The organism is bacterium, from assembly GCA_028820935.1.
In the GTDB taxonomy this organism is placed as follows: Bacteria; Actinomycetota; Acidimicrobiia; order Spongiisociales; family Spongiisociaceae; genus Spongiisocius.
In genome coordinates, this window is the sequence record JAPPHZ010000017.1 from 1 (window position 1) to 19833 (window position 19833).

16 protein-coding genes and 2 tRNA genes are annotated in these 19833 nt (G+C 66.7%); 16 read left to right on the forward strand and 2 right to left on the reverse strand.

Translation table 11 applies throughout. The features are described from left to right. Positions 1 to 319: 319 nt before the first annotated feature. Complete coding sequence (locus tag OXM57_03370; protein ID MDE0351712.1) at positions 320 to 1501, reverse strand: winged helix DNA-binding domain-containing protein; 1182 nt, start codon at positions 1499 to 1501, stop codon at positions 320 to 322. Between the two features lie 236 nt (positions 1502 to 1737). Between OXM57_03370 and OXM57_03375 the strand changes: the two genes are divergently transcribed. The 6 genes from OXM57_03375 (at position 1738) to OXM57_03400 (ending at position 6438) form a co-directional block, all read left to right on the forward strand. Beyond that, positions 1738 to 3012, forward strand: a complete 1275-nt coding sequence (locus OXM57_03375; GenBank protein ID MDE0351713.1) for an adenylosuccinate synthase — start codon at positions 1738 to 1740, stop codon at positions 3010 to 3012. Between the two features lie 142 nt (positions 3013 to 3154). Continuing rightward, positions 3155 to 4177: a beta-eliminating lyase-related protein gene (locus OXM57_03380; protein MDE0351714.1), complete on the forward strand. Its 1023-nt coding sequence runs from the start codon at positions 3155 to 3157 to the stop codon at positions 4175 to 4177. 115 nt (positions 4178 to 4292) lie between these two features. After that, positions 4293 to 4370 (forward strand) — tRNA-Asp (locus OXM57_03385). Between the two features lie 141 nt (positions 4371 to 4511). Beyond that, a tRNA-Phe gene (locus OXM57_03390) sits at positions 4512 to 4584 on the forward strand. Between the two features lie 169 nt (positions 4585 to 4753). After that, entirely contained in the window at positions 4754 to 5665 is a 912-nt protein-coding gene (locus OXM57_03395; protein MDE0351715.1) for an ABC transporter ATP-binding protein, read from the forward strand. Beyond that, positions 5662 to 6438, forward strand: coding sequence for an ABC transporter permease (locus OXM57_03400; GenBank protein ID MDE0351716.1), 777 nt, complete (start codon positions 5662 to 5664; stop codon positions 6436 to 6438). Before OXM57_03395 ends, OXM57_03400 begins: the two co-directional genes overlap by 4 nt. 130 nt (positions 6439 to 6568) lie before the next feature. On the opposite strand, the gene murA is transcribed toward OXM57_03400, so the two are convergent. Further along, entirely contained in the window at positions 6569 to 7849 is a 1281-nt protein-coding gene (gene murA / locus OXM57_03405) for a UDP-N-acetylglucosamine 1-carboxyvinyltransferase (GenBank protein ID MDE0351717.1), read from the reverse strand. 291 nt (positions 7850 to 8140) lie between these two features. Between murA and OXM57_03410 the strand changes: the two genes are divergently transcribed. From OXM57_03410 to OXM57_03455, 10 genes are all read left to right on the forward strand, one after another. After that, positions 8141 to 9211 carry a hypothetical protein gene (locus OXM57_03410; protein ID MDE0351718.1) on the forward strand — a complete coding sequence of 357 codons (1071 nt, stop codon included), beginning with the start codon at positions 8141 to 8143 and terminating at the stop codon, positions 9209 to 9211. A 229-nt stretch (positions 9212 to 9440) separates the two neighbouring features. Beyond that, positions 9441 to 10592 carry a chorismate synthase gene (gene aroC / locus OXM57_03415; protein MDE0351719.1) on the forward strand — a complete coding sequence of 384 codons (1152 nt, stop codon included), beginning with the start codon at positions 9441 to 9443 and terminating at the stop codon, positions 10590 to 10592. A 3-nt stretch (positions 10593 to 10595) separates the two neighbouring features. Then, on the forward strand, positions 10596 to 12122 hold the full coding sequence (locus tag OXM57_03420) for a bifunctional shikimate kinase/3-dehydroquinate synthase (protein ID MDE0351720.1): 1527 nt from the start codon (positions 10596 to 10598) through the stop codon (positions 12120 to 12122). A gap of 627 nt (positions 12123 to 12749) precedes the next feature. Continuing rightward, positions 12750 to 15053 (forward strand): ATP-binding protein, encoded by a 2304-nt coding sequence (locus OXM57_03425; GenBank protein ID MDE0351721.1) that lies wholly within the window; start codon positions 12750 to 12752, stop codon positions 15051 to 15053. A gap of 75 nt (positions 15054 to 15128) precedes the next feature. Continuing rightward, positions 15129 to 15686 (forward strand): elongation factor P, encoded by a 558-nt coding sequence (efp, locus tag OXM57_03430; GenBank protein MDE0351722.1) that lies wholly within the window; start codon positions 15129 to 15131, stop codon positions 15684 to 15686. A gap of 12 nt (positions 15687 to 15698) precedes the next feature. Beyond that, entirely contained in the window at positions 15699 to 16088 is a 390-nt protein-coding gene (gene nusB, locus OXM57_03435; protein ID MDE0351723.1) for a transcription antitermination factor NusB, read from the forward strand. 625 nt (positions 16089 to 16713) lie between these two features. Then, positions 16714 to 17244 carry a bifunctional pyr operon transcriptional regulator/uracil phosphoribosyltransferase PyrR gene (pyrR, locus tag OXM57_03440; protein MDE0351724.1) on the forward strand — a complete coding sequence of 177 codons (531 nt, stop codon included), beginning with the start codon at positions 16714 to 16716 and terminating at the stop codon, positions 17242 to 17244. After that, entirely contained in the window at positions 17241 to 18146 is a 906-nt protein-coding gene (locus OXM57_03445) for an aspartate carbamoyltransferase catalytic subunit (protein ID MDE0351725.1), read from the forward strand. The genes pyrR and OXM57_03445 overlap by 4 nt, the downstream gene beginning before the upstream one ends. Next, positions 18146 to 19468, forward strand: coding sequence for a dihydroorotase (locus OXM57_03450; protein ID MDE0351726.1), 1323 nt, complete (start codon positions 18146 to 18148; stop codon positions 19466 to 19468). The genes OXM57_03445 and OXM57_03450 overlap by 1 nt, the downstream gene beginning before the upstream one ends. Beyond that, positions 19465 to 19833 (forward strand): hypothetical protein (locus tag OXM57_03455; GenBank protein ID MDE0351727.1); only part of this gene is annotated, 369 nt, incomplete at its 3' end. The genes OXM57_03450 and OXM57_03455, both read left to right, overlap by 4 nt.

Genomic DNA, 19833 nt, shown 5'->3' on the forward strand with positions numbered 1-19833 from the left:
CCTGCGGGTACGCCTTCGTCAGCGGGCCTTGCGAGGAACACCGCTGCCGACGCCAGACCACACCGCCGCTCCACAGACAGACGCGATAGTGGTCTGTCTGCGAAACAGCTCGGCGTGTTCTGGCGGTCATCGGTGTCCCGTCGCTGCGTTCTGCTTCCTTGACGTACCGCTGCGGGTATGCCTTCGTCAGCGGGCCTTGCGAGGAACACCGCTGCCGACGCCATACCACACCGCCGTTCCACAGACAGACCACTGGCACTGCCATTTGAGAAGGGGATTTGGAGGTCCGGAGCGCTCCGAGACACGGAGCCGTACCTGATCAGCCGGCAAGCTCCCTCTCGAGCGGGGTTCGGAACCGGGGGGTGACCCGGGTCGGACCCATCCAGTCCTCGAGATGCGCCGCCACACGGGCTACATCGGCCTCGCCCTCTCCACCGACGTCTTCCAGCAGGCGGTAGGAGACGCGCCCTTCCCTGGTCTGAGCCCACCCGCCGACCACCCTGCCGTCCCACCACACGGTCGGTCCGGCGTTCCCGTTGCGGTCATAGAGGGGCCCGGCGTGGTCACCCAGGTACCAGTCCCGGTCCCGCCATCCCATGATGGTGGAGTCGAGCGACGGCAGCAGGGCCGCTCGGGGCTCGGATGGTGGGGTTGGTTCCAGGTCGCCCGCGAGGACGTGGGCGGGTCCTTCGTCAGTCTCCACCTCGGAGACCTCGATCAACCCGAGGCCGGCACGCACATCCCGGAGGGGCCATCCCGACCACCACTTCAGGTCGGCCATCGTCCCCGGTCCGTACGTCCGCAACCACAGTCCCAGGATCTTCGCGCGCGCCTCGGCCACGTCGAGGTCGGGGATGCCACCCGGAATCAGCCCGGCCGTAGTGGTCCAGCGGTACTGCCCGCTGATCCAGGATCCCCGGGGCCGGGCCCGGATGATCCGCCCTTCGCAGGCCAGGAGGAAGAGCACCCGGGTCGAGACCCCCACCGTCCCGCCCCACTTCTTGCCCTTCCCGAACTCGAGGGTCAACTTGAGTTCGGGCACGTCCTCGCGCAACTCCATGGCGGCCGCTTCGCCTCGCCTGGCGATGGCCGCCACGGTCGCATCCGATACTCTCCTGACCCAGGCCTCGCCGTCTCGCGCCAGGTCCTGGCCCTCCAGGTATCCGACCAGGCGTTTCCGTTCGGCCGGCGCCAGCTTGAGCGCGCAGCCATGCCGGAGCAGCGGTACCTGTTCGGTCGGGACGGCGAACAGGGTGCGCCGCATCCCGAGCACCCGGAACAGGCTCGGCCGGTCATAGAGCTCCCGCTCGAGGTCGGTGACAGTGATCCCCGGCACGCGGGCCCGGGCCGAGAGGAAGACGGTGGTCGGATCGCTGGAGTGCAGGCCAACCAGGCGCCTGGCCGCCTCGGTGCCCGAAGTGGCCGGATGATCTGGATGGAGATGGTGACGCCTCACCAGCCGCCGCCGCCGTTCCTCCCTGCTGATCCGCGCCTTCGCCATCTCGCTCCAGCATACGTCGCCTGACAGACGTCCGTCCCCTTGGGGGATACCCTCGCTGAGATGTGTCGGAAGTGGTGGTGGCGGGAGCCAGGAGCGAGAGCTGTGCCATCGGTTTGCGCGGGGTAGCGGTAGGAGAGTGTTGAAAGAGACCGGGATTGGTAGGCCTGCGACGCTCTAACCGGGGTTTCGTCGTCGAAATCGGGCCAACCGGACATCTTTCAGTACCCTCCTAGGTCATGCCTGCAACGGTGGTGCTAGGTGCCCAATGGGGTGATGAGGGCAAGGGTCGGGTAACCGACCTGTTCGCCCGGGATGCCGACTACGTGGTCCGCTACCAGGGAGGCAACAACGCCGGCCACACCATCGTCGTGGGTTCGGAGCGCTTCGCCCTGTCACTCGTGCCGTCGGGGGTCATGTATCCGGGGGTTACGCCCGTCATCGCCTCCGGCGTGGTTATCGATCCCCAGGTGCTGCTGGCGGAGATGTCGATGCTGGAGGAGCGGGGAGTCGACCCGTCCCGGCTCCGCATCTCGGGCAACGCCCATCTGATCATGCCCTACCACCGCAAGCTGGATACGGTCATGGAGCGCTACCTGGGCCGCAACCGGATCGGGACCACCAAGCGGGGGATCGGGCCTGCCTACACGGACAAGATCGCCCGCACCGGAATCCGGGTACAGGATCTCTTCGACCCGGCCATCTTCGCCGACAAGCTGGAGACCGTCCTGACGGAGAAGAACAAGATCCTCACACGGGTCTACAACCAGCTTCCGATGAAGTCGTCCGGCATCGTGGACGAGTATCTCGGTTATGCGGACCGGCTCCTACCGATGGTGGATGACACTTCCCTGCTGATCTGGGAGGCCCTGGCGGGCGGGCAGGACGTGCTCTTCGAAGGAGCACAGGGCACGCTGCTCGACATCGACCACGGCACCTACCCGTTCGTCACCTCCTCCAACCCCACCGCCGGAGGAGCGGCGGTCGGCGCGGGAGTCGGTCCCAGGGCGCTGGACCGGGTGGTGGGCGTGGCCAAGGCCTACATATCACGGGTCGGCAGCGGCCCGTTCCCCACCGAGCTATTCGACGAAGCGGGCGATCGCATGGTGGATGTGGGCGGGGAGTACGGCACGGTGACGGGACGGCGCCGGCGCTGCGGCTGGCTCGACCTGGTGGCCCTCCGCTATGCCCGCCGGGTCAACTCGCTCACCGAACTCTTCATCACCAAGCTCGACGTCCTGTCCGGTTTTGACACGATCCGGGCAGCCACCGGCTACCGGTCGGGGAGTAACACCTATTCCGAGTTCCCCCGCCAGCAGCGGGTTCTATACAACTGCTCTCCCATCTACGAGGAGCTCGAGGGCTGGGACGAGGACATCACGGGTGCTCGGAGCTTCGAGGACCTTCCCGGTCAGGCCCGTCGCTACATAGAGTTCATCGAGGACCGGGTCGGTCTTCCGGTCAGCCGGGTTTCCGTCGGCCCCGAACGCCGCCAGGTGGTCATCAGGCAGTAGGCCAAGGCTCCTGGCCGGATTTTGCTAATGGGTTGTGCCTTCTCTACCTAATACGTTAGGAATGAGAGGCCCAATAGACCTGGGAACATGTGGGCGCCGCCCGGCTGCGGGACGTTCCCAGCACCCATCTATGGAGGCCGTGATGCACAACTTCCAGTCCGATACGCAGACCAAGCCGACCGCGGCCATGCGGGCCACGGTTCTGGACGCTGAAGTCGGGGACGAGCAGCTGGGTACCGATCCCACCACCTCCCGGCTGGAGAAACGCGTAGCCGAGTTGCTGGGCAAGGAAGCGGCCCTGTTCCTGCCGTCAGGCACCATGTGCAACGAGATCGCCATCAAGGTCCACGTCGATCCCGGCGATGAGGTGATCGCGCATTGGAGTAGCCACATCATCGGTTTCGAGTCGGGTGGCCCGGCTGCCCTGGCCGGCGCTATGGTCCACCCGCTCGGCGGGGATCACGGGAGGTTCACGGGTGAGCAGGTCGCGCGGGCTATCCGGCCCAAGTCCCGGTACAGGCCCCCCTCCCGGCTGGTATCGATCGAGCAGACCGCCAACCTGGCCGGCGGGGCCATCTGGCCCGTCGAGACCATCGACGAGGTGGCCGAGGTGGCTCACTCGGCGGGCCTCCTGACCCACATGGACGGCGCCCGCCTGCTGAACGCGGTGGTGGCAACCGGAGTCCCGGCGGCTCGTATGGCCGAGGGTATGGACAGCGTCTGGATCGACCTCACCAAGGGCCTAGGAGCAGGGGTGGGGGCGGTCATGGCCGGCAGCAGGGATTTCATCGATCGGGCATGGCGATGGAAACAGCAGTGGGGTGGGGCGATGCGCCAATCCGGAATCCTCGCCGCGATGGGCCTCTACGCGCTCGACCATCACGTGGAGCGGATGGCCGACGACCATGCCAGGGCGGCCCGCATCGGGGCGGCCCTGGCCGGGATGGCCCGGGTGGAGAGGGTGTTACCGGTGGAGACGAACATCGTGGTATTCCGGACGGCTCCGGACGGCCCCGGTTCGGCGGAGCTGATCGAGACCGCCGGCGAGTCGGGCGTGCTCATCTCGCCCCGGGATGAGCGGTCCTGCCGTATCGTCACCCATCTCGACGTGGGCGACCATGATGTCGACGTCCTGTTGGAGGTGATGGCCTCGGCACTGGACTGATCCATCGACAGTTGAGTTCTAGCGCAGAGAACCATTCGGACAGTCCTATAATCCCGGGCTCTACCCGGTTCTCTGGCTTCTCGTGCGGGAGCGGGTTAGTCTGGTGGGGCGGTACGGGGGCGTGGTGAAGCCTGGAGTTCACGCCGGCCTGTCAAGCCGGAGGTCGCGGGTTCAAATCCCGTCGTCCCCGCCACGAGAACCAGCCGCTCGGAGGGTACTGAAGAGTGTCCAGTTGGCCCGATGGCCGGCTGGAAGATCGCAGGTCGAGGAATCGGGGGCAACCCATCCCCGTCCTTTCCAGCACCCTCCTCGGAGACGGTTCTCGTAGCTCAGCGGCCAGGTAGCTCAGTCGGTAGAGCGCTGCTCTGAAAAAGCAGAGGTCCCCGGATCGACGCCGGGCCTGGCCACCTATGACATCCGTCCCATCGTCTGTCCTGGATACGCGGCGGTCTTGGCGACCGGGCCCCGGCCAGCGGTCCGCCGTGACGTTGGCGCTTCCTTCTACAGACAACTTGACGTCAGAGGTATTCGCCATATAAACTCCTTTGTGTTACAAACTATAGGAAGGTTCCCATCGTGCCCCCGGCAGTCAGCGTCGAAGGCCTAACCAAGACCTACGGCTCCGTCACCGCATTGGCGGGGGTCAGCTTCACGGTCGACGAGGGTGAGGTGCTGGCGATCCTCGGTCCGAACGGCGCCGGCAAGACCACTGCGGTGGAGATCCTGGAGGGCTACCGGCGGGCGGACAGCGGCGCGATCAGTGTGTTGGGCCACGATCCGGCATCCGGCGGTCGGGAGTTTCGCGACCGGATCGGGATCGTCCTCCAGGAGACCGGAATCGAGTTCGTGTTGACGGTCCGGGAGGCCATCGACATCTACGCCCGGTCCTATTCCCGCCGGCTACCCACGGACGAGTTGATTGACCTGGTGGGGCTGGATGGCAAGGCCGATGCCCGCATCAAGACGCTTTCCGGCGGTCAGAAGCGCCGGCTCGATCTCGCGCTGGGACTGGCCGGGGATCCCGAGCTGTTGTTCCTGGACGAGCCCACCACGGGGTTCGATCCGTCCGCCCGCCGCAAGTCCTGGGCGATGATCGAAGGCCTGACCGAGTTGGGCAAGACCATCCTGCTCACCACCCATTACCTCGACGAAGCCCAGCATCTGGCGGATCGGATCATCGTCCTGGCCGGCGGTTCCGTAGTCGCCGAAGGAACGGCCGATTCGCTGGGCGAGGGCCGTGCGTCCAGCACTATCTCGTTCACCGCCGAGGGCGCGGACGGGCCTCCTCGACTGGAGGGCGGTCCGGTCATGGCCGGCCACACCGTCACCTACAGGTCCGCCTCGGTGACCGCCGATCTGCTGGCGCTTACGACCTGGGCCACGGAGCGGGGGATCGAGTTGGGCGGCCTGGAAGTGAGCAGGCCCAGCCTTGAGGATGTCTATCTCGACATCGTGGGTGAGACCGGGAACGGGGGTCGGTCATCATGAGCGGCGCCCGCTATTTGTCCCTCGTCTGGGGCCAGTTCCGCCACAACAACCGCGTGTTCTGGCGCACTCCGGCCGCCGCCTTCTTCACCCTGGCTCTCCCGGTCATCTTCCTGATCCTGTTCAGCGTCATCTTCGGAGATGTCGAGGTGGGTGGCGGCTACAGCTTCTCCCAGTTCTTCGCTCCTGCCATGGCCGTGTTCGCAGCAGTGTCGTCAACGTTCAGCAACCTGGCGATCGGGGTGGCCTACGCCCGGGATCAGGGAATCCTCAAACGAGTCAGGGGCACGCCGCTACCGGCCTGGGTCTACATGGCGGGCCGGATCTGCTCCGGGGTCTGGTTCGCCGTGCTCTCGGTCGGCATAATGTTCATCCTGGGGTGGGCCTTCTTCGGCTTCCGGATGGTTTGGGCCAACCTCGGAACTGCGTTGGCGGTCTTCGTGGTGGGGATCGCCACGTTCTCGGCGCTCGGCCTGGCGGTGTGCGCCGTCCTCAAGAATGCAGACTCGTCCCCGGCGGTGGCGAACGGGGTGTTCCTGCCCATGGCATTCGTTTCGGGGATATTCATCCAGCTGGACGACGCGCCGCGATGGTTGGTGATCCTGGGTGACATATTCCCGCTGAAGCACTTTGCCGGGCCGTTCGGTGAGGCTTTCGACCCGCTCTACGAGGGTCCGATACTCGGGTGGGAGCACCTGGGTGTCATGGTTCTATGGCTGGCGTTCGGGATGGTGATCATCACCCGCTACTTCACCTGGGATCCGCGCGGCGCGTAGAAGGGTGCTGAAAAAGACGGGGATGGGTTGGCCCGCGACGTCTTGACCTGGGGTTTCGTTTCCGAGTGGCGGGCCAACTGGACATTTCTCAGTACCCTCCTAGAACCGCGGATAACAGGGGAGCGGCGGTTCAGTCGATCCGCCGGATGTCGGCGCCCATGACGCCGAGCCGGCTGTCGATCCTCTCGTAACCCCGCTCGATCTGCTCGGCGTTGTGGATGACGCTCTCGCCTTCCGCCACCAACGCCGCGATGAGAAGGGCCATCCCGGCCCGGATGTCGGGGCTGGACATGGTGCTGGCGGTCAGCTTGTTAGGTCCCATCACCACCGCCCGGTGAGGGTCGCACAGCACTATCTGGGCGCCCATGACGATCAGCCGGTCCACGAAGAACATCCTCGATTCGAACATCTTCTCGTGGATGAGGATCGAACCGTAGGCCTGGGTGGCGGCCACGAGGGCGATGCTGGTCAGATCGGCCGGGAAGGACGGCCACGGCCCGTCCTCGATCTTGGGGATGGCGCCGCCGAGGTCGGGCAGCACGTTGAGCGGTCCGTTGAAGCGCATCTGGGCGATGCCGTCCGGCAGAGCGTCGTACTTGATACCCAGCCGAGCCCATCCCAGATCGATCGGCTTGTTCATCTCCGGCAGGTACCCACCGATGGTGATGGGGGATCGGGTCACGGCAGCCAGCGCCATGATGCTCCCCACCTCGATGTGGTCGGGGCAGATGGTGTACTCGCCGCCGCTCAAGCGCTCCACGCCATCGATCTGGAGGATGTTGCTGCCGATGCCGGAGATGCGGGCGCCGAGGGTGTTGAGGAAGTGGCACAGGTCCTGGACGTGTGGTTCGCAAGCGGCGTTCTCGATGGTGGTGTGACCCTCGGCGAGCACGGAGGCCATGATCAGGTTCTCGGTGCCGGTCACGGACGGCTCGTCCATGAACACCACCGACCCCTTGAGCGTTCCGGCCCGGAACCGGTGACCGTTCAAGAAGCTGTAGGAGGCGCCGAGTCCTTCGAGAGCGTGCACGTGGGAGTCGATCCGGCGCCGCCCGATGACATCACCACCCGGCGGGGGGAGGTTGACCTCGCCGAAGCGAGCCAGCGAAGGTCCGGCCAGCAGGATGGAGGCCCGGATGATGCTGGCCTGCTCCTCCGAGATCTCGGAGCTGGTCATGCCGTTGCAGTGGATGTGGAGGGTCCCCGGCTCGGGGCTGGTGATCGACGCCCCCATGCCCTCCAGGATGAGGAGCAGCGACTTGACGTCGCCGATGAGGGGCACGTTGTGCAATGTGACCGGTTCTTCGGTCAGCAGGCAGGCCGCAATGATCGGTAGAGCGGCGTTCTTGTTGCCCGACGGCTCGAAGTGCCCGTGCAGCCGGGTCGGACCCCTGACCAGGAAGCTCGTCATCCCGATTCACAGGGTAGCCGCGACTCACGCTGGCACGTGCCATTTATCAGAACTTTATTTCAATTGTTAAGAGATGGTGCCTACTGCCTGTGTGTGAACAGACCGGGCCAGGATCAGCGTCGCCGATCCCGGCGGCGTCGTCAGGTCGATGTTGGCTGGGCCCGGTTCCTTTGCCGAAATGGGGGAGGGATCCGGATTCTCAGCTAGCTCTCAGGCGGCGTTCAGGAAACTCACAGGCTGGACACGCACGATGGGTTCGACATTGATCGTCCAGCTGATAAGGAGAGGATCATGCGTAATCAGGAACGCCCGGAGAACCAGCAGATCGAGTCTGGGGCATCTCCGGAGCGTAGGGCCTTCAAGTGGGTCCGGTGGTTGGGGGCCGGCGTGGCTTCCGTCGCCGTGGCCGTGGGATTGGCGGCCTGCGGAAGCGATGCCGGCGGGAACGATGGACGTGCGCCGGCTGTCCAGCAAGTCGGCACCGGCAGCGCCGAGAGTGGTCTCGGTGAGGAATCGGGTAACCGGTTGGCGTTGACCGATACCTTCGATCAGGTTCGGGCCGGCGCCCGTCTCTTCATGACCTACGACCCGGCTGCCAACGCGTTCGTCGGCGCCGTGGAGAACGTGACGACCGACGTCCTGGACAGAGTCCGGGTGGAGGTGCATCTCTCCAATGGTGTCGAGCTCGGTCCGACCACGCCGTTGGACCTGGCGCCTGGTGAGATCGTGGACGTCAGGCTTCCTGCCACTGCCACGCCGTTCGACGGTTGGAGCCCCCACGCCGAGGTGGGTTCCGGTGGTGCCGAGGCGTCCGGTGGGCACGGATCCGGCGGCGAGGGCTCGGAAGGCTCTATGGCCGGCGAAGGTTCCGGTGAGCATCGAGCTACCGCCGCCGTCAAGAAGGCCGCCACAGGCAACGCCGAGGGGTCTGAAGGCTTCGAGGCGGGTGAAGGCGCCGAGGGTTCCGAGGGTGGTCTTGGCGAGGAGTCGGGCTACCGGTTGGCGTTGACCGACGTCTTCGAAGAGGTCCGGGCCGGCGCCCGGCTGGTCATGGCCTACGACCCGGCCTCCAACGCGTTTGTCGGGGCCGTTGAGAATGTGACCGCCGACGTCCTGAACAGGGTCCGGGTGGAGGTCCATCTCTCCAACGGGGTCGAGCTCGGCCCGACAAACCCCGTGGACTTGAGACCGGGCGAGATGAGCCACGTCCTCCTACCGGCTACGAGCACGCCGTTCGACGGCTGGAGCCCGCACGCCGAGGTCGGTCCGAGCAGCGCCGAGGCTTCCGGTGAGCACGGCCCTGCCGGCGAAGGTAGAGAACGATCCGGTGGCCATGGGAGTGGCGAGGGCTCGGGGAGCTAAACCTGGCGAACTCGGATCGCCGCGATGCGGGAGGCGGCCTCCTCGACGGAGTGTTCAGGAGGCCGCCGTATCCCTCGCTCTGGCCGGTCCGGGTTTCGATCCGTAAGTCTTCCGCCGAGCATCCGAGCAGCTCCCGGCTCCACTCGCAGGGCACGGACATCGTCATCGCCGCGAGCGGCTTGGTGGGTGCTGCAGCGGTACCCGGGTCGGGGCGGGGTAGCATCGGGGCATGTTCCGTTTCCTTACTGCCGGTGAGTCTCACGGGCCGGGGCTGGTCACCATCGTGGAGGGGCTTCCGGCCGGGTTGGAGGTGTCGCGCCAGGGTCTCGGGTACGAGTTGGCTAGGCGCCGTCTCGGTTACGGCCGGGGCGCCCGCATGAAGATCGAGAAGGACGAGCTGGAGATCATGGGCGGGGTACGCCATGGTCGGACCCTCGGTTCTCCGGTGGCGGTGATCATCCGCAACACAGAGTGGCCGCGCTGGCAGGACGAGATGTCGCCCGACCCCGGGGTCCCCAAACGGCCCATGACTACGCCGCGTCCGGGGCATGCCGACCTGGTGGGAATGCTCAAGTACGACACCAAGGACGCCCGCAACATCCTGGAGCGGGCATCGGCTCGGGAGACCGCGGCCCGGACCGTGGCCGGCTACCTCGCCAAGCAGCTGCTGGCCAGCATCGGCGCCACGGTGGTCAGCCATGTGGTCGCGATCGGCGAGGCCGTCTCCGATTCGGAGGACCTGCCCACCATCGAGGACCTGCCCACCATCGACGCGTCATCGGTGCGGGCGTTCGGGACCGATGCAGAGGCGATGATGGTGGCCGAGATCGAGCGGGCCAAGGCGGACCGCGACACGCTCGGGGGAGTGGTGGAGGTGCTGGTCTACGGCCTGCCGCCCGGCGTCGGCTCCTATGACCATTGGGACCGGCGCATCGAAGCCCGCCTGGCCGAGGCACTGATGTCGATCCAGGCCATGAAGGCGGTCGAGATCGGCGACGGCCTGCGGTCGTGCCGGCGGCGGGGATCGGTCGCCCACGACGAGATCTACTACGAGGACGGGCAGTTCTACCGCAACACCGACCGGGCCGGGGGTATCGAGGGAGGCATGACCACAGGCCAGCCGATGCGGGTACGGGTGGCGATGAAGCCGCTTTCGACGGTGATGCGCCCCCTCCCCACCGTGAACGTGGTGACGAAGGAGCCGGAGGTGGCCTTCCGGGAGCGTTCCGATGTCTGTGCGGTGCCCGCCGCGGGTGTGGTGGCCGAACAGATGGTCGCCATCGTGGCGGCTCAGGAGCTCCAGCGAAAGTTTGGCGGCGACACTGTGGAGGACTTCGTTGTCAACGTGACCTCCTACCGGCACCGTATCCGCACCTTCTGAGCGATGGGGAACCTCTGGCTCATCGGCATGATGGGCAGCGGGAAGAGCACGGTCGGTCGCCGCATCGCCGCCATCACGGGTCGCGGTTTCGTGGATGTCGACTCGCTCGTGGAGGAGCGAGCCGGCAAGTCCGTCGCAAGCATCTTCGAGGAGCAGGGCGAGGCGGCTTTTCGTGAGATGGAGGGCGCCGAGATACGCCGCCTGTCCGCTGAGCCGGCGCCGCGAGCCCCCGGCCGCGTGATCGCGACCGGTGGGGGGGCGGTCCTCGACCCGGCCGGTGTGCAAGCCATGCGCCGTTCCGGAGTGGTGGCGTGGCTGGACGCACCCTCGGGGGTGCTCGTCGGGCGGATAGGAGGCAAGGACCGTCCGTTGCTGGCCGGTACGGATGCCGCATCCCGACTGGCGGAGATGCTGGCCGGTCGCCACAACCTTCTGCGCCAGGCCGCTCACTACCGGATCGATGCGGACCGTCCGCTTGACGAGGTGGCCCCCGAGGTGGCCGGTTGCGCCCGGGTGGCGGTGGGTGACGCGTCGGAGGTGCTGATCGGACCCGGCCTGCCCGATCATCTCCTACCGGCATCCTCGGGTCGTGAGCAGGCGGTGGTCATCTGCCAGCCGGGTTCCCGCTCGGTAGCCGGATCGGTGTTCGAACTGGTCGGTTCCGAGGCGACAGCCACGTTGATCGAGGTGCCCGACCGCGACGAGGCCAAATCCATGGAGACGCTGGCAGTGCTCTACGGCCGGCTCGCGGAACTCAATCTGGGAAGGCACGACACCGTCGTCGGTGTCGGGGGCGGGGCGGTGACCGACCTGGCAGGATTCGTGGCGGCCACCTGGCTGAGGGGTATCGAATCGATCCTGGTGCCGACCACCCTCCTGGGCGCCATCGATGCTTCCATCGGGGGCAAGACCGGCATCAACGTCATGGGCAAGAACCTGGTCGGGTCCTTCTGGCATCCGTCGCGGGTGGCCATCAGCCTCGATGTGCTGAGCAGGCTGCCGGAGCCGCTCCTGCTGGAAGGTTCGGCGGAGGCGATCAAGGCCGGCTTCATCGCCGATCCGAGGCTGGTGGACCTGTTCATGGAGCACGGACTGTCCTTCCCGATGGCCGAGGTGGTGAGCCGGGCTGTGGCGGTCAAGGCGGATGTCGTGTCGGAGGACTTCCGGGAGACCGGCCGGCGGGCGATCCTCAACTTCGGGCACACCCTGGGTCACGGCATCGAAGTGGTGTGCGGGCTGTCCCATGGCCACGCCGTGGCGGTGGGGATGGTGGCGGCCGCGGCCGTATCCGCTGACCGCCTCGGGTTCGACGAGGCCCGGGTGCGGCTACCGCTGGAGCGTCTGGGGTTGCCGACCCGCGTCGACGCCGCCACCCCCGACGCCATCCTCCGGCTGGTGCAGCGGGACAAGAAGCGCACCGCGTCCGGCCTCCGCATGGTTCTGCTGCGCGCGATCGGGGACCCCTCGGTCGAGTACGTGGATGAGGCAGCTCTACGGCTGGGCCTGGCAGCAGTCGGCATAGCGGGTTGAACCCGGCCCGGGCTGACCTCGCTGTCTCGCGGGTTTCGGGCCCTGCTGTCGGGTGTGGGTCTGGCCATCCTCCGCTCCATCACACGGCATTCGGCCGGCAAAGGGCCTTCTCGTCGACGCCGCCATCCTCACGTACCTGTCTGCCTGACCGCCCGGCCGGGCCGACTGGCAGTCTTGAGCCCTGCCCGTTGTAGGCAGGGACGCTCAGCTTTCACCCTCCGTAGTCCAATTCACAGATTGGGAATCATGATGCAACTGTTGTTGCGTCCTCTCGGTAGGATGAGTGGCGGCCGGGTCGGCGGGACGTTGCCCTAACGACTCGAGGATCGGTCCTACTCGAGCCGGGTCGTCCGAGCGGTAAATGCGAGTGCTCCGAAGCGGCTATCGGTCCCATCAGACGTGGGAACTCGGGATTGATGGACCGCGGTGTCTGAAGTCGGATACGTCAGGAAGATGGTGCGAAGGCATGGTGAAGACACTGTGGCCGGCGAAGCGGCTGCCGGCAGTGGAAGGTCTACGGGAAGCAGGCGTGCCCGCGCGGCCGGTTTGGTGACGACGTGGGAGTCGTGAAAGACACCGGCCGGGGGCAGGCCGAGAACGAGAACCCTGGGCGGTCGCATCTCCAGGTTGACTGACGCAATCCTGCGAATCAGTGAAGACCTTGAACTCGACACCGTCCTTCAGGAGGTCGCGGACGGTGCCCGGTTGCTGACCGGTGCTCGCTACACCGCTCTCACCACTCACGACGAATCCGGCAAGCCCCAGGACGTGCTGATCTCCGGTCTGACCGACGAGGAGACCGAGCGGATACTGAGCTATCAGTCGGGGACAGCCATTTTCGGGTACCTCAGCCTGCTGCGCGAATCGCTGAGAACACGGGACTTCATAGCCCACGTCGAAGCGGCCGGATTTACCGACTTTCCCGTGAAGATCGGGACATTCCTGAGTACCCAGATCCGCGTACGGGACAGGCACGTGGGAAACATCTACATCGGTGAGAAGGAATCCGGAGGGGAGTTCACCCTCGAGGATGAGGAGACGCTGAAGATGTTCGCCGCGCAGGCGGCGATGGCTATCACCAACGCACGCCGTTACGGCGACGAGCAGCGGGCCAAGGCCGACCTCGAAGCCCTACTCAACACCTCTCCGGTGGGCGTGGTGGTCTTCGATGCGCTCACCCGGGGAGTGGTCAGGATCAATCGGGAAGCGTGCCGTCTTATCGGTCACCGATCCGGGGAGGAGAAGGACTCCGCTCGTACCCTCGGCAAGGTCGAGTTCCGGCGTATGGACGGAACGGTCATGGCGCACGACGAGGTCCCGTTCGAGCGGGCACTACGTACCGGCGAGATCGTCCGCGCCGAGGAGTTGGTGATCGTCCGTCCGTCGGGTGATCAGGTGACCACCCTCATCAACGCCACTCCTATCCGCTCTGAAGACGGCCAACTCGTCGCCGTCGTGGCAACCATCCAGGACATCACCCCGCTGGAGGAGCTGGAGCGTCTCCGTACCGACTTCTTGGGGATGGTCAGCCACGAGTTGAGAACCCCGCTGACGTCGATCAAGGGTTCCGCCGCCACTGTGCTGGGTGCCTCATCGCCGCTCGATCCGGCCGAGATCCGCCAGTTCTTCCGCATCATCGAGGAACAGGCCGACAACATGCGGGACCTGATCAATAACCTGTTGGACCTGAGCCGGATAGAGGCGGGAACCCTTTCGGTGGTGGCCGAACCGACCGATGTGTCGGCTTTAGTCGACCAGGCGAGGAATGCCTTCCTCAGCAGCGGATACCGCAACAGTATCGAGATCAACGTGGCACCGGGCTTGCCGCGGGTCACAGCGGACGGCAAGCGGATCGTCCAGGTTCTGCACAACTTGTTCTCCAACGCGTCGAAATACTCCGGGGACTGGTCTCCCATCCGAGTGACGGCCTGGCTCCACGACGCCCATGTGGTCGTATCGGTATCCGACGAAGGCAAGGGTATAGCCAGCGAGCACCTTCCTCGGCTGTTCACGAAGTTCTCCCGGATCGACGTCGGCGGAGATCACCGGGTTGGCGGCAACGGCCTCGGCCTTGCGATCTGTCGAGGCATCGTGGAGGCCCACGGCGGCCGTATCTCGGCCGAGAGCGCTGGGGAAGGGCACGGAACGCGGTTCACCTTCACGATCCCGGCTGTCGACGAAACCACCGGCGATCGTCTACTCGACCCGGCCGCTGGGCCCACGCATTCCGGCGACGCGCATCGAGCGAGCGACCGGATCCTGGTAGTGGACGACGACCCTCAGATACTGCGGTACGTCCGCAATACCCTGGCCACGGCGGGATACACACCGGTGGTAACCGGCGACGCGAACGAGGTGGGCAGCTTGCTCGAATCGGAGAGCCCGCGACTCGTGCTGGTGAATCTGGTCCTACCCGGAATCGACGGGTTCGAGTTGCTGAGGCGCATCCGCTCCGATTTCCACACCCCGGTCATCATCCTGTCCGGCCTTGGGCAAGGCCAGGAAATCGCCAAGGCGTTCGAGCTAGGTGCCGCGGACTACGTTGTGAAGCCGTTCTCCCCGGCCGAACTCGTGGCCAGGATCGGAGCGGCGCTACGCCAGGTGGCCGCCTTTCCGCACGCCGGGATCGAGCCGTACAGGTACGCCGACCTGGCCATCAACTATCTGGAACGTTCGGTGACCGTGGCAGACAAACCCGTTCGTCTCACTCCGACCGAGTACAAGCTTCTGTTCGAACTCTCCCGTTACCCCGGACGGGTACTGACGCACGACCAGTTGCTGGAGAGCGTATGGAGCCAGAACCGGCCGGCAGATCAGCGCCTCCTGCGCTCGTTCATCAAGAACTTGCGCAGGAAGATCGGGGACGACGCCAGGAACCCGTCCTACATCTTCACGCAGTCCGGCGTCGGTTACCGTCTCGCGAAGCCGTAGTTGATAGTTGATATTGGATTACGCTGGTCACCAACCACTGGCCACTGGGCACCGACTCCTCTCTAGAATCGCCCCATGGTCTCCACCAACGATGTCAAGTCAGGCATGGCGCTCGATCTGCCGGACGGGTTGTTCTTGATAGTCGAGCAGCAGCACGTCAAGCCCGGCAAGGGGCGGGCCTTTGTCCGCATGAAGCTGAAGAACCTGGTCACCGGCGCCGTGGTCGACCGCACCTTCCGCGCCGACGAGAATGTGCCGCAGGCCATCATCGACCGCCGGGACCACCAGTTCCTCTACCGAGACGACATGGGCTTCCACTTCATGAACCTGGAGACGTATGCCCAGTTCGCGATTGCCGAAGAGGACGTGGGCGAGGCCGCCAACTACATAACCGACGGCGCGACCGTGATGCTTCCTCTGTACGAGGGCAACCCGATCGGCGTAGAGTTGCCCGCCTCGGTCGCGTTGGAGGTCGCCATGGCTGAACCCGCGGTCCGGGGTGATCGGGTGTCGGGCGCCACCAAGCCCGTCACGCTCGAAACCGGCCTGGTGGTCCAGGCGCCGCTGTTCATCGAAGCCGGTGACACCATCAAGGTGGACACCCGCTCCGGCACCTACATTTCGCGGGCTTGACGGTGGCGGGATATGGCCGAGCACGCCTCCAAGACCGCCCGCGACCCGCGGACCGCGGCGCTGGCCGCCCTCTACCAGGCCGACCTACGGAGTGATGTAGACCCGACCACCGGACTCACCGGCAAGGCCAAGCGCTACGCAGCGGGTGTCAGAACCCATCAGCATGATCTCGACCGGCGGATCGAGGCGGCCTCGGAGCGCTGGCCCCTGCACCGGATGCCGGTGGTGGACCGGACCATCCTACGCCTCGCCCTGTACGAGCTTCTTCACGAGTCCACCCCGACGGCGGTCGTGCTCAACGAAGCGATCGAGCTCGCCAAGAGGTACTCGACGAAGAGGAGCGGCTCTTTCGTCAACGGAGTCCTCTCCACCCTCGCCGGGCAGGTGCGGACCGAAGGTTGAGCCGGTGGGATGGCCCGACCTTCTCGGCGGGTTCCTGCCGACAGGTCTGACCCGTGGCGGACCAGGTGGCTGGCCGGCCGGCCGGCCACCTCAGTCGCTCGGCGCATCCCGTGAATCGGTACAGAACGCGAAAATCGTGGTCGCCGGGCTTCGCCCGCCGGGCCCTCCCCCTGCCGCTACCACCTGGTATCGAGCGCGTCCCGTCTTCCCCCGGCGGGGCTGCTCGACGATCTGACCTCTTGTGATCCGGCGGACGTCCGAACCGGACTGTGCTGGTATTTACGGTTATCAAACATCGTAGAACGAGGGTGTGACACGAACCGTGGGTAGAGCACGGCCGGTGCAGCCCTTCGGTGGAGAAGCCTGGGTGGATTGGCATCGGGTGATCCTCGGACCGGCGTACTTCCAGTCGGGCCGCATGAACGAAAGAGCCCGGGACTCGGGACGCTCCGATCCTGCTAGCGTTGCGCCGAACCTTTAATCCGGTCCGGTGAGGCCGGGAAGGAGACCCGAGTTGCGCCGAGCGGCGCCCGCGCCGCGGCGAGTACGCTCCGGCGTGCCTTCCCGTACCGCTTCCCCTCACCCCTTCCGGTTGACACGCGGCCTGAGGAGGACGTGGTAACTGATGCCCATGGTGATGGCCGCCGCCGACGTCAGGCGGTCGCTGACCCGCATCTCTCACGAGATCATCGAGAAGTCGCGGGACGTCCTCCCGGTGCTAGTGGGGATCCACACCCGGGGCGTACCGCTGGCCCGTCGAATCGCCGCGGTCATCGAGGAGGTCGGGGGCGCCCGGGTGCCGGTGGGCGCCCTGGACATCGGCCTGCACCGCGACGACCTGTCTACCAGGCCCACCACACCGCTGTCGGGGACCCAGCTTCCGGTCGACATCACCGCCCGGACCGTGGTGCTCGTCGACGACGTCCTCTACACGGGCCGCACCGTGCGGGCCGCGCTGGACGCCTTGAACGACTTCGGACGGCCGGAGGCGGTGCGCCTGGCTGTACTGGTTGACCGGGGACACCGCCAGCTTCCGATCCGTCCCGACCATGTCGGGCGGAACCTTCCCACCTCTGTGGCCGAACGGGTCTCGGTGAGGCTGGGCGAGATCGACGGGGGTGACGACGGGGTGTGGGTGGAGGAGGTACTGGGTTGAACTTCCTCACCACCGAAGGACTACCCCGGGACGACCTCGAGGAGATACTGGACCTGGCCGACGAGTTCACCCGCGTGCTGGCCCGCCCGATTCCCAAAGTCCCCGCTCTCCAGGGCAAGCTGGTGGCCAACATGTTCTTCGAAAGCTCCACGCGCACCCGGCTGTCGTTCGAGCGGGCCGCACGGGCACTGTCGGCCGACGTGATGAGCTTCTCCGCGTCCGGCTCGTCCCTATCCAAGGGGGAGAGCCTCAAGGACACGGCGTTGACCATCGAAGCCATGGGCGTGGACCTGATGGTGGTGCGCCACCGGGCCACGGGCGCCCCGTGGCGGATAGCCGGATGGACAGGGTGCCAGGTCATCAACGCCGGCGACGGTGCCCATCAGCATCCCACCCAGGCCATGCTGGACGCCCTGACCCTGCGCCGGCGATTCGGCGATCTGGACGGCCTGCGGGTGGCCATCGTGGGTGACATCCGCCACTCGCGGGTGGCCCGGTCCAACGTGTTCGCCCTCACCACTCTGGGCGCCAGCGTGACACTGGTGGCGCCCAGGACCCTCCAGCCGGTTGACTGCGAAGGCTGGCCGGTCGAGACGACCGACGACCTAGACGCGGTGGTGGGGTCGGTCGATGCCGCCTACCTGCTGCGGATCCAGACGGAACGGGGAGGCGCCTCGGTGTTTCCGTCGCTGCCCGAGTACGTATCCCGGTACGGCATGACCCGCGATCGCTTCGCCCGCCTTCCCGCCGATGCGGTGGTGCTTCACCCCGGTCCGATGAACCGGGGTGTGGAGGTCGACGACGTGGTGGCCGGTCATCCCCGGGCACTGATCCTGGACCAGGTGACCAACGGCGTGGCGGTGCGGATGGCCATTCTGTTCCGCCTGCTCGGAGGCAAGTGATGAGCGGGATCCTCCTGACGGGCGGTGGAGTTCTCACGCCGGGCGGCGAGGTCCGGACCGACGTCCTCATCGAGCGCGGCCGGGTGACCGCCGTGGGGCCTCACCCGGAGGCCACGGAGGGCTACCGGGCAGGCCGGCAGGTGATCGATGTCTCGGGCCTGGTGGTGGGACCCGGTTTCGTGGACCTCCATGCCCATCTCCGGGAGCCGGGCCAGGAATGGAAGGAGGACATCGCCTCCGGATCCCGGGCGGCCGCCGCCGGGGGGTTCACCGCGGTGGTCGCCATGCCCAACACGGATCCGCCCACCGACTCGGGCCACCTGGCCCGCTACATCAGCGACCGGGGCCGGCAGGTGGGGCTGGTCGACGTGATCCCGGCCGGATGCATCACGATGGGGATGGAAGGCCTCCGGCTGTCCCATCTGGACGACCTGTTCGCCGCCGGCGCGCGGGTCTTCACCGACGACGGGGTCACGGTGGCCGACTCGGGCCTGCTGCGGCGGGCCATGGAGTACCTGCACTCGAGGGGCGGGGTGATCGCCCAGCATGCCGAGGACCCCGGCCTGGGCCGGGGCGGGCACATGCACGAGGGCCGGGTGTCCTCGTTGCTCGGCATGGGAGGTATTCCGCCCCAGGCCGAGACGGTGATCGTGGCCCGTGACCTGGCCGTAGCCGAGCTCACCGGCGCCGCCTATCACGTCCAGCACGTCAGCTGTGCCGGCACCCTGGACCTGATCGAGTCCGCCCGCCACCGGGGGGTGAACGTGACCGCCGAGGTGACCCCGCATCACCTCTGGTTCTCCGACCAGCAGGTGTTGTCGATGGATCCGGTGGCCAAGATGTACCCGCCGCTCCGCACGTCCGCCGACATCGAGGCGCTCCGAGACGGGCTCCGCGACGGCGTGATCGATGCGGTCGCCACCGACCACGCTCCCCACGCCGCCCACGAGAAGGACGTTCCGTTCGAGGAGGCGCCCAAGGGGGTTACCGGACTGGAAACCGCCTTTTCAGCAGTCCGCACCGTCCTCGACCCGGATCCCCGGCTGCTTTTCGAGCGGATGTCGGTCACCCCGGCGACGATTGCCTCGCTCGAGCGGCACGGCAACTGGATCGAGCCCGGGATCCCGGCCAACCTGGTGGTGGTGGACTGGCACGAGCAGTGGACTCCCGAGCTGTTCCGGTCCAAGTCGGCCAACTCCCTGTTCACGGGGGTACCGCTGAACGGCCGGGTCCGCCTCACCTTCCGCGATGGCCGGCTTACCCATGACTCCGCACGGCTCGACATGGCCGCGCCGTCTGCCGGACTCGGAGGACTCGGATGAGCGGCGGGTTCCTGGTTACGGCCGACGGGGAGGTGTTCGAGGGCAGGCCGGTAGGCGTCGAAGGGGTCCGGGTGGGAGAAGCCGTGTTCAACACCTCCATGACCGGCTACCAGGAGGTGCTGTCCGATCCTTCCTATGCCGGCCAGGTGGTGGTCATGACCTCGCCCCACATCGGCAACTACGGCGTCAGCGACTACGACGACCAGGCCGCCCGGCCCGCCGCCCGCGGCCTGGTCGTGCGCGCGCGGTGGCGGGGGGCCGCCCGGCGGGGGGGGGGGGGGCCCCAGCCCCCCGCCCCCCCCGGGCCCCCGGCCGGGGGGGGGGCCGCGCCCGACACCCCGCCGCGCCCCCCCCCCCCGCGGGGG

What these genes read in the sequence shown, in the direction of transcription:
- OXM57_03380 (MDE0351714.1), top strand. Translation starts at nt 3,155, where the DNA reads ATGCACAACTTCCAGTCCGATACGCAGACCAAGCCGACCGCGGCCATG.
- OXM57_03410 (MDE0351718.1), top strand. Translation starts at nt 8,141, where the DNA reads ATGCGTAATCAGGAACGCCCGGAGAACCAGCAGATCGAGTCTGGGGCA.
- pyrR (MDE0351724.1), top strand. Translation starts at nt 16,714, where the DNA reads ATGCCCATGGTGATGGCCGCCGCCGACGTCAGGCGGTCGCTGACCCGC.
- OXM57_03375 (MDE0351713.1), top strand. Translation starts at nt 1,738, where the DNA reads ATGCCTGCAACGGTGGTGCTAGGTGCCCAATGGGGTGATGAGGGCAAG.
- nusB (MDE0351723.1), top strand. Translation starts at nt 15,699, where the DNA reads ATGGCCGAGCACGCCTCCAAGACCGCCCGCGACCCGCGGACCGCGGCG.
- murA (MDE0351717.1), bottom strand. Translation starts at nt 7,849, where the DNA reads ATGACGAGCTTCCTGGTCAGGGGTCCGACCCGGCTGCACGGGCACTTC.
- efp (MDE0351722.1), top strand. Translation starts at nt 15,129, where the DNA reads ATGGTCTCCACCAACGATGTCAAGTCAGGCATGGCGCTCGATCTGCCG.
- OXM57_03420 (MDE0351720.1), top strand. Translation starts at nt 10,596, where the DNA reads ATGGGGAACCTCTGGCTCATCGGCATGATGGGCAGCGGGAAGAGCACG.
- OXM57_03370 (MDE0351712.1), bottom strand. Translation starts at nt 1,501, where the DNA reads ATGGCGAAGGCGCGGATCAGCAGGGAGGAACGGCGGCGGCGGCTGGTG.
- OXM57_03450 (MDE0351726.1), top strand. Translation starts at nt 18,146, where the DNA reads ATGAGCGGGATCCTCCTGACGGGCGGTGGAGTTCTCACGCCGGGCGGC.
- OXM57_03400 (MDE0351716.1), top strand. Translation starts at nt 5,662, where the DNA reads ATGAGCGGCGCCCGCTATTTGTCCCTCGTCTGGGGCCAGTTCCGCCAC.
- aroC (MDE0351719.1), top strand. Translation starts at nt 9,441, where the DNA reads ATGTTCCGTTTCCTTACTGCCGGTGAGTCTCACGGGCCGGGGCTGGTC.